Below are 8,587 nucleotides of genomic sequence, written 5' to 3' on the forward strand. Positions count from 1 at the left end.
CGACGGACGCGATGTCGTGCGTCACCCAGTCGAGATCGAGCAGGAAGTCCGTCGACGTGCGGCAGCCATGCTCTCAGCATCGGGATGATCTTCCGATGCCTTCTTTCAACCCTACAGCCACCCTTTGCGGTGGCTGTTCTCATTGGTGGGTCGCACAACAGCTCTAGGGGGCAGGCGCGGCTCCTGCGCCAGCTGGCGGTAGGTTGATGAATCCGTCTCTCGAACCGTAATGGAGGAAGGAGGGACTGACCATGAAGCCGAAGATGACAGTGGCCGTAAGGCGTGGGTTGAAGGCTATCGCTGCACTGGCAGGTGCCGATGTGGAAGCCGACCGGTGCATGCCTTGCCCGCAGTTCACGGGGCGCCGATTGCGAGACATCGACAGCGCTCTGCGATGGGTGTCTGCGCTGGACGAATTGCCGCGGTCGCGAACGTGTCCCGGCCAGCGGGGCGCCGCTGATCGGGAAGACGGCGCACGCGAACAGGCGCCACGAGCAATCGCAGACATGTCGTTATGACGCTCTGGCCGGCTACTCTCGGACTCGAATCGCTTCAAGAGCAGGCCATTACCTCGAAGCAAGGAACACCGTCCATTCCGGGCGGGCCTTTTTCGAGGAGTCACCATGAGCAGGGGAATTCAACTTCGCCCCGAAATGGGCACCGAGGTGGTCCGGCACCTGAGCCAGTTCGCTCAGTTGCCGCAGACGGGCATTCTCGCGGGTCAGGCGGTCGCTTCGGCGGTCGACGACCTGTGGGGGCGCAAGGGAACGGGGGTCTACAACGACCTCGACATCTTCCGGCGGGTGTCGCCGAGCTGGGATGTCAAGAAGGATCGCGCGAACAACACGGCCGACCGTCGAACGATGGGCTACATGCGCAACGGCCAGGATGGCTACGGAGCCATGAGCCAGATGGTCGAGCTCGTGGAGGGCTACGCGATTCAGTCCGTGAACCGCCAGGGCATGCTGAACTTCGTCAACTGCACGCTGTCGCAGGGTCTGAAGGACATCGGCCTCACGGCAACGCGCGTGATCGGCAGCTTCGATCTGAACTGCGTTCGGGTAGGTGTCGACCTGGCAACGGGCAAGCTGATCTGGGACAGGCACTTCGAGCGCTTCCTCGCTTCTCGCCAGATCGAGATCGCGATGGTGCACACGCCGTGGCACACCTTCCTCCGGCTGTGCAAGAAGCTCGACGAGCTGCAGGGCGTGTACGCGGACATGGACGCGGCCGCGACCATCTGTGCGGGTGTGACGGAGAGCCGCTATCTGTCGGAGATGGTTCAGGACAAGAACCTGAGCGTCCAGTTCGGCAAGAAGCACCACGAGCTGGCAGAGAAGTACGCCAGTCGGTGGGCGCCGTACTTTGAGCTCGACTCCAGGACGCTGCTGAAGACGCACAGCGGCTGGGTCGACGTGCTGCGCAAGCCTGATTGGATGCGCTCCGCAGGTCCCGGTTCGGAGGTGACGCTCTGGACGATGAGGCCCAAGGGCGCGATCGATGGTTCGATCCAGAAGAGGTTTGACCGAATCGGCCAGGCTGTCGTGATGATTGGCCCGCGCGTCGTGTACGGAGAACGACTGCGAAAGAAGCCGAGTGCGTCGGCGAAGTGGACGAGTGTTCAAGAGGCGCTAGGTAGGCAACGACGCTCACCGCTGCAAGAACACGGCAACATCCTGGGTGATTGCTTCGTGGACGGACAAGCTCTGCCGGAAGTCGCGGTGAGAGTGAACAAGTTCGTCACGGACCACGGCAGGCTCGCTGGGATGATGCTCGGGCTCACGCTGGCGGAGCAACACGCGACGATCGATCGCATCAAGCGGGTTGCCAAGCGATTCGATGGCGACGGCAGCATCGGCGTGATCGAGACGTTGGGCTGCGCCCAGGATCTCGAAAGCGAAGAAGGCCTGACCGATCTCATCACGCTGGTGAAGGCGAAGGAGTCGCTGCCTCTGGGCGTCACGCCATTGACGCTGCCGGCGCTTCCCAAGGGCCTGGAGCAGTTCGAGGTCCGCGAACTGTTGACGCCTTGGGAGCTTCGCGAAGAGGGTGCTGCGATGGGGCACTGCGTCGGAGGCTATGCGTCGGCGATTCGATCGGGACGAAGCCGTATCTTGCGCGTGCGCGGGTCCAAGACCGACAAGCGCACCTGGTCGACGGTGGAGATCGCGAGAGAGTCCTCCCGGGGAGCGCCGCCGTCGAAGCACGGTGGAAGCCTGAGCCGATGGACGGTGGTACAGCACAAGGGCCGGTTCAACGACCCGCCGTCTCGCGAGAACGAGGCGCTGCTGCGCTATCTGCTGGCCGCAAGCCGAAGATCACGAGTGGCGAACTGGGCCTTGACCGTGGGCATCACAACGGTGGCGTTCGGTGTAGCCGCGAAGACAACGGCAGGCATTCGTGCGTTGGCAGGTTGGGTGCTGAGCTGTGTGGGTCGCATCTCGCGGGTCACCGGCGAATGGTCGGCATCGTGGAAGAAGGAGCTGGAGGTCGCTAGAGCGGATCGCCAGATCCTTCGTCGGCTGGTGGAGGGCAATTTGCTCGAAGCCAAAGCAGAGGAGTGACGTGCTGAACCGGGACGATCGTTCCCTCGGCACGATGCGGTGCATCGCGTTCCACAAGGACGCGCCGTGTCATTGCAGATGTTTACCCGAAGGCTCCTCACCATGTGTGCGGAGCCTTTCTTCTTCCAATCTTTGAAATTGCTTGCGTTTGATCGTGGTTCGATTAATATAAGCATACGCACACAAGGCGCGGATAGACCGACCGGTGACGCCGTCCCGCCGACGGGAACAGATCAGAAAGCAGAGGACGACACGATGAAGCTGGATCGCAACGAAAACACGGACGGCGTTGGCAAGTACGCGGTCATCAATCTGCGGAAGCTGAACGAGACGTGCGGGCACGCCGGGATATTCCATCGATGGAGCCCCGAAGTCGAGCAGGCGCTGAAGACGCTCGAAGACGTGGGGGCACTGGAGTGGGGTCGCGTCGGTGAGCAAGACGAGTTCTTCCTCGTGAAGTTGAAAGACGTGTTCGCGCCCGGAGCGCTGCGCGGCTATGCCGCGATGGCCGACGGTGTCGACCCCGAGTGGGCGGCCGAGGTGCGCGAGATGCTGCCCCGGTCGGGCATCGACAGCCCGTTCTGCAAGCGGCCCGACTGAGGGCCAACGGTTCGAGTACCAGGTGAGGTTTCCATGCGGCAACGGACTCTTCTGAATGGCGCCAAGGTGGAGTCGCACGAACACGTGCGGCGACTCACGATCAACACCAAGGCCCCGCGCAAGTGGGTCGCGGTGGACGCCGAGACTGGCGAGATGTGGGTCGGATCCAGTGACGGCTGGCAGCGTGCCGATGCTGCGATGGCCGAGCTGGTGGGCGATGCGGCGCGGCGCAACGTGGAGCAGACGGTGATCGCCGGCAGCGCACGGCGAGGCGACGTTCGCCTGCGGTCGGCTTGAACGTCAAGGCGGCAACGGGCATGAAAGGAACGGGAATGGCATCCGGCACGCCCGGTACCCATGGTATCGACGGGGCGTGTGCGCCGGGGTCAGGCTCGTGGGCGAGCCAGCAGACATTCAGCGTGGGCATCTTCGAGTGGGTGCCGAAGGCGGGGGGGAAAGGCACAAAGCGCGGCAAGGTGAAGGTGCGGGTGAAGGGATCGGTGTCGCAGCAGGAGCTGGTGTTTGCAAAGGCGCGTGAGATCGCTGCGCAACTCGACGCGCGGCGCTACACGGGCGGGAAGTCGGTGACCGCATGAGCTCGAGGACGAACCGGTCACTGGACCCGGCGGTGCGTACCCCGCTGATGGCGCTCGCCAGCGTGCGAGAAATGCAGCAACTGCCGCCGCAGGCGCGTGCAGCGATGCGCGCCCTGCTGAACGATCTGCGCAAAGACGCCAAGGCGAAGGCGGAGCGTTCGTGGAAGGCCAACAAGGGACCGCTGGCCTGTTACAGGAAAGCGGTGTCAGTCTACGCGGGACACACCGCGCGACTGCTTCGGGACGAAGCGGTGGCGTGCGCGGAGGACGCGCCGCGATGAAGCAGGCGGAACTGTTCGACGATCTGCTCGAAGCATATGCGGGCTGCGGCGCGTCTATGAGCAACCAGGTGCTGTACAAGGAACTGGCACGACGCGGGAGCGTCGAGCCGGAGGATCTGGAGCGCACGGTGCCGATCGGACGGAGTGCCGAGCAGCACAGCCCCGTCAAGCGGCGAATTCGGTGGCATCAGCAAACGCTTCGTGCGCTCGGGCTGCTGGAGCGGGACGAGGGTGCTGGACGCGGCCACTGGCGGCTGACTCCGATGGGGCGGCGCAAGCTGACGCCGGCGCTGCCAGGCAAGGTGCTGGTGGGCTTCAGCACGGATCTGGGCGTGGCGCTATGGGCCGCGGCAGGCGATGTCTTCTCGAAGCTGGACGAGCCGATCGTGCTGTGCCTGTCGAGCCTGCCATATCCGCTGGCCAGGCCGCGAGCCTACGGGAATCCGACGGTGGAGACCTACGTCGACTGGGCGTGCAAGTTGCTGGAACCGGTCGCGAAGCACTTGGTGCCCGGGGGAACGATCGCACTGAACATCTCGAACGAGATCTTCGTGAAGGGAAGCCCGGCGAGGTCGCTCTACGTCGAACATCTGGTGATCGCGTTGTGCCAGCGGCTGGGGCTGCACCTGTGGGAGCGGATGGTGTGGGAGAACCCGAGCAAGCCGCCGGGGCCGCTGCAATGGGCCAGCCTGACGCGGCAGCAGCTCAACGCGAAGTACGAGCCGATCTACTGCTTCACGAACGATCCGATGCTGCTGCGCTCGGACAACCGCAGGGTTCTAGAGACGCACACGAAGCGACAGTTGGCGCTGATGAAGGCCGGTGGCGAGCAGCGCACGACGAGCTACGGTGATGGAGCGCACCGCCTTCGGCCGGGAAGCTACGGCCGGGTGACGCCGGGGCGCATCCCGGGCAATGTGCTGACGATCGCGCACCGCTGCGCGGACAAGGAAGCGGCGAGGCGCGAGGCAATCGCTCAAGGTCTGCCCACGCACGGGGCAGCCATGCCGCTGAAGCTCGCGCAGTTCCTGATCGAGTTCCTGACGGAGCCGGGTGACCTGGTGGTCGATCCGTGCGGAGGCTGGATGACGACGGGCAAGGCTGCAGAGGTGACGGGCCGGCCTTGGCTGTGCACGGAACTGATGGGCGAGTACGTGCTCGGCGCCGCGAACCGGTTTCGGCAAGCACAGGGGTTTGCGTGCTTCGGCCAGGTCCAGGGGCTGATCGAGGCGTAGGGCGCTGGCGATGGGACACAGAAGGCACGACGACGCGCGCCGGACGTTCGGAGGGGTTGGCCATCGCGGCAACAGGACGACGGGTGGGGCGCGTGGCTGGGGCGAAGCAGAACTGCTCACGGCACCGACGTGCGAGAAGTGCGGCGTGATGAAGCTCAGACACGCAGGTACGTGGCACTGCGATGGGTGCGGTGAGGTGAATCGGCCGCATGACCAGAGCGCTTCGGCGAAGAAGGTATAGGACAGGAGAAGTCGTTGGAATGGTTCACGGTGGACAAGGAAGGGCTGTCGAGGGTGCTCGAGCGCAAGGGCAAGGCCTTCGCGATCTACGAGCTGATCCAGAACGCCCTGGACGAACAGACGACGCGCATCGACGTGACGCTGGAACGGATCGCAGGCAGCAAGCACGCGCTGCTGGTGGTGAGCGACGACGCTCCGGAAGGGTTCGATGACCTGAGCCACGCCTTCACGCTCTTCGCCCGGAGCAAGAAGGGCGGTGAGACGAGCCTGCGAGGCCGCTTCAACGCCGGCGAGAAGATGACCCTGGCCTTGTGCAGCAAGGCCGAGATCCGGTCTACGACCGGTACGGTGATCTTCGACGAGAAGGGTCGCCGGCGCACGGGTGCGAAAACCCAGCGCGGGTCGGTGTTCACGGGCCACATCCGCATGACGGCGGAAGAGATCTCCGAGTGCGAGGTGGCCGTGCGTCGCCTGCTGGTGCCAGAGGGAGTGTGCCTCGTGTTCAACGGGCAGATGATCCGCAGCCGCAGGCCGATCAGGACGGTGGAGGCCTCGCTGCCGACGGAGATCGCCGACGCGGAAGGCTTTCTGCGCCGCGCGACGCGGCTGACCACGGTGGAAGTGTACGAACCCTTGGACGGCGAGGAAGGCTCGATCTTCGAGATGGGGATCCCAATCACTGTGACGGGAGACCGCTACCACGTCAACGTGAAGCAGAAGGTGCCACTGCCGATGGATCGCGACAGCGTGCCGCCGGCCTACCTGGCCAAGGTGCGCGCGGTAGTGCTGGAGGCGATGGCTGCCGACCTCGCAGCCGACGACGCGAACTCGGCGTGGGTGAAGGACGCGGTGCAGCGGCACGGAGGAGATCTCGGCGAAGGCACCGTGGATCGGCTGGCGGCGCTGCGCTTCGGGGAGAAGCGGGTCGCCTTCGATCCTTCGGACACCGAGGCCAACCACATCGCGGTCATGCAGGGCTACCAGCTGGTATACGGATCGCAGCTCACGCGGCAGGAGTGGGACGTGATGCGCAAGGCGGGCGCCATCCTGCCGGCGGGCAAGGTGACTCCGTCGCCGAAACCGTTCTCGCCGGACGGTGAGCCGCTGAAGATGCTGGAGCCGTCGAAGTGGACCGAGCGAATGACCGCGGTCGTGGCCTACGCTCGACGGCTGGCGCCGCGGCTGATCGGCGTGGAGATCGACGTGGTGATCACGAGCACGGTGGCGTGGCCATTCGCGGCGGCGTACGGCAGCAGGCGCCTGGTGCTGAACCTGGGGCGCCTCGGCCATCGCTGGTTCGAGGGCGACCTGGAGGCGATCAACGACCTGCTGCTGCACGAGCTGGCGCATGAAGCCTGCCTCGACCACCTCTCGAGCAAGTACCACGAGGCATTGACGCGGCTGGGTGCGCGGATGACGGGACTGGCGCTGACGGACCCGGCATTGTTCCGGCTGTGAGCGACGGCGGCACGAACGAAGGGAGATCGACATGACGGGCAAGGAACTGGCGGCGCTGGTGATGGACGGCATCTGTCCGGTGGTGACGTTCACCAAGCGCGTGGAGGACCAGGAGTCGTACCTGGAGGGGGGGATGCGCGGGCGCCTGATCGCGGTGATGCGCAACGAGGAGGAGTACATCAGCTTGGCAGTGGACCTGACCGAGTTCGATGACTTCAACCGACAGTACGAGAAGGCGAACTACTACGACAAGAGCGGTGTGGCCCGGTTGACGGCACGGGAGGCGGGTTTCTACAAGCCGGTCGAGAGCGTGTACGTCGGACCGGCCGACGAGGTGGACGTCCTGCAGATCGAGGACGCGGCGTCGCTGAAGCTGTATGAGCGCTACCAGGCCGACTCAGACGGCAAGAGCTACGTGCAGTGGCTCGAGCAGAAGCTCGTGGCGCTGGAACGGGCGGCCGAGGTAGCGGCGTGAAGGTGCTCGGGCGCGAATTCAAGCGCTTCTACAACGATCCGGTGGCGTGGGGTCCGGAGGATGCGCGTGACGGCACCTATGTCGACGATCTAATGCTGAAGGTCGATGGCCGGGCATTCGACGGGGACGAAAACGCGATCGACGACCAGAGCGAGGTCGAGATCGAGTCCGGTTACCTGGTCAATACGCAGCCCGGTTGCCCGGAGGAACTCGACGAGGCGCTTCGCTGGTGGTCGAGGAAGCAGTCGAGAGTGTCGGTGCTGGTAGAGATCGACAAGGCGCTGCTGAATGACCTGGATACCTGGCTGGCAGCAGCGGGCGGAGTGCGGCGATGAGCGCGAGGTGTGGTCAATGAGTGCCCAAGAGAGCGGCCAAGCAACACACGGTGCGGCCGTACTGGCGAACAGCCCGGCTGAACCAACCGAGCGCTTCCAGCTCCTGCACGAATTGCCTGCCGGGCATGATCTGAGGCGGCTCCAGCTACTCGGAGCGCAATGTCGCAACTTGCGCAGTAGCGTGTGGCGCGACATCGGGAAGAGTTGGGGAATCGCGTCGGCTACCTACGATGAATTGGGCGAGGCGTGGACATCCACCACCGAGTTTCGGAAGGCAGTCAACTTGCCGGAGCGAGTGAGGCTCTCTCGGAAGAAGGGGTGGAAGATGCCACCGAACACCGTCAGCGTTGCGCGTCCGGGTCGGTGGGGCAATCCGCACTTTGTCTCGCGCTGGCGAGATGCAAGGACGTGTGTGGAGCTCTTCGAGGACACAGTCAAAGGCATATGGAACCCCACGACGAGTGCGCATCTGCCTGAAGCCTGGAACGGATACGCAGAGCACGTGGCGTGGCTCCGCAGAATGGGGACAAGTCCACTAGAGCTGCTCGGTGAGTTGAAAGGCAAGAACCTTGCGTGCTGGTGCAGTTTGGACCAACCCTGTCATGCCCACGTGCTGATTCGACTCGCGAATCAGGATGCGGCCGAACCTACAGGGAGGCGTGGATGAAGAAGCTGGTTCAGCTGCTTGGGCTACGCGCGTATCAGCACTTGGACGGATACATGGAGCGATGGTGGCTGGTGGAAGCTGCGGCAGACAAGACGCGGAAGGCTATGAGGCTGCACCACGTCCTCAGATCGGACCT

General features: G+C 64.4%; 10 protein-coding genes. All 10 read left to right on the forward strand.

The window, feature by feature from the left end:
* Positions 1 to 623: 623 nt before the first annotated feature.
* The 10 genes from AB7U92_RS16275 to AB7U92_RS16320 all read left to right on the forward strand — a co-directional run bounded on the left by AB7U92_RS16275 (position 624) and on the right by AB7U92_RS16320 (position 8,451).
* Positions 624 to 2,564, forward strand: coding sequence for a PcfJ domain-containing protein (locus AB7U92_RS16275; protein WP_428579029.1), 1,941 nt, complete (start codon positions 624 to 626; stop codon positions 2,562 to 2,564).
* Between the two features lie 255 nt (positions 2,565 to 2,819).
* Positions 2,820 to 3,164, forward strand: a complete 345-nt coding sequence (locus tag AB7U92_RS16280) for a hypothetical protein (RefSeq protein ID WP_428579031.1) — start codon at positions 2,820 to 2,822, stop codon at positions 3,162 to 3,164.
* Positions 3,165 to 3,197: 33 nt separating this feature from the next.
* On the forward strand, positions 3,198 to 3,461 hold the full coding sequence (locus AB7U92_RS16285; protein WP_428579034.1) for a hypothetical protein: 264 nt from the start codon (positions 3,198 to 3,200) through the stop codon (positions 3,459 to 3,461).
* Positions 3,458 to 3,760 (forward strand): hypothetical protein, encoded by a 303-nt coding sequence (locus AB7U92_RS16290; protein WP_428579037.1) that lies wholly within the window; start codon positions 3,458 to 3,460, stop codon positions 3,758 to 3,760. Before AB7U92_RS16285 ends, AB7U92_RS16290 begins: the two co-directional genes overlap by 4 nt.
* Before the next feature lie 32 nt (positions 3,761 to 3,792).
* On the forward strand, positions 3,793 to 4,041 hold the full coding sequence (locus AB7U92_RS16295; RefSeq protein WP_428579039.1) for a hypothetical protein: 249 nt from the start codon (positions 3,793 to 3,795) through the stop codon (positions 4,039 to 4,041).
* Positions 4,038 to 5,276, forward strand: a complete 1,239-nt coding sequence (locus AB7U92_RS16300) for a DNA methyltransferase (RefSeq protein ID WP_428579042.1) — start codon at positions 4,038 to 4,040, stop codon at positions 5,274 to 5,276. Before AB7U92_RS16295 ends, AB7U92_RS16300 begins: the two co-directional genes overlap by 4 nt.
* A gap of 294 nt (positions 5,277 to 5,570) precedes the next feature.
* Entirely contained in the window at positions 5,571 to 6,974 is a 1,404-nt protein-coding gene (locus tag AB7U92_RS16305; RefSeq protein WP_428579044.1) for a hypothetical protein, read from the forward strand.
* Positions 6,975 to 7,005: 31 nt separating this feature from the next.
* A complete protein-coding gene (locus AB7U92_RS16310; RefSeq protein WP_428579047.1) occupies positions 7,006 to 7,449 on the forward strand; it encodes a hypothetical protein in 444 nt (147 codons plus the stop codon).
* A complete protein-coding gene (locus tag AB7U92_RS16315; protein WP_428579050.1) occupies positions 7,446 to 7,784 on the forward strand; it encodes a hypothetical protein in 339 nt (112 codons plus the stop codon). The genes AB7U92_RS16310 and AB7U92_RS16315 overlap by 4 nt, the downstream gene beginning before the upstream one ends.
* A 325-nt stretch (positions 7,785 to 8,109) precedes the next feature.
* Positions 8,110 to 8,451 (forward strand): DUF4326 domain-containing protein, encoded by a 342-nt coding sequence (locus AB7U92_RS16320; protein WP_428579053.1) that lies wholly within the window; start codon positions 8,110 to 8,112, stop codon positions 8,449 to 8,451.
* The last annotated feature ends 136 nt before the right edge of the window (positions 8,452 to 8,587 follow it).

Source organism: Piscinibacter sp. (assembly GCF_050175855.1).
Taxonomy (GTDB): domain Bacteria; phylum Pseudomonadota; class Gammaproteobacteria; order Burkholderiales; family Burkholderiaceae_C; genus Piscinibacter.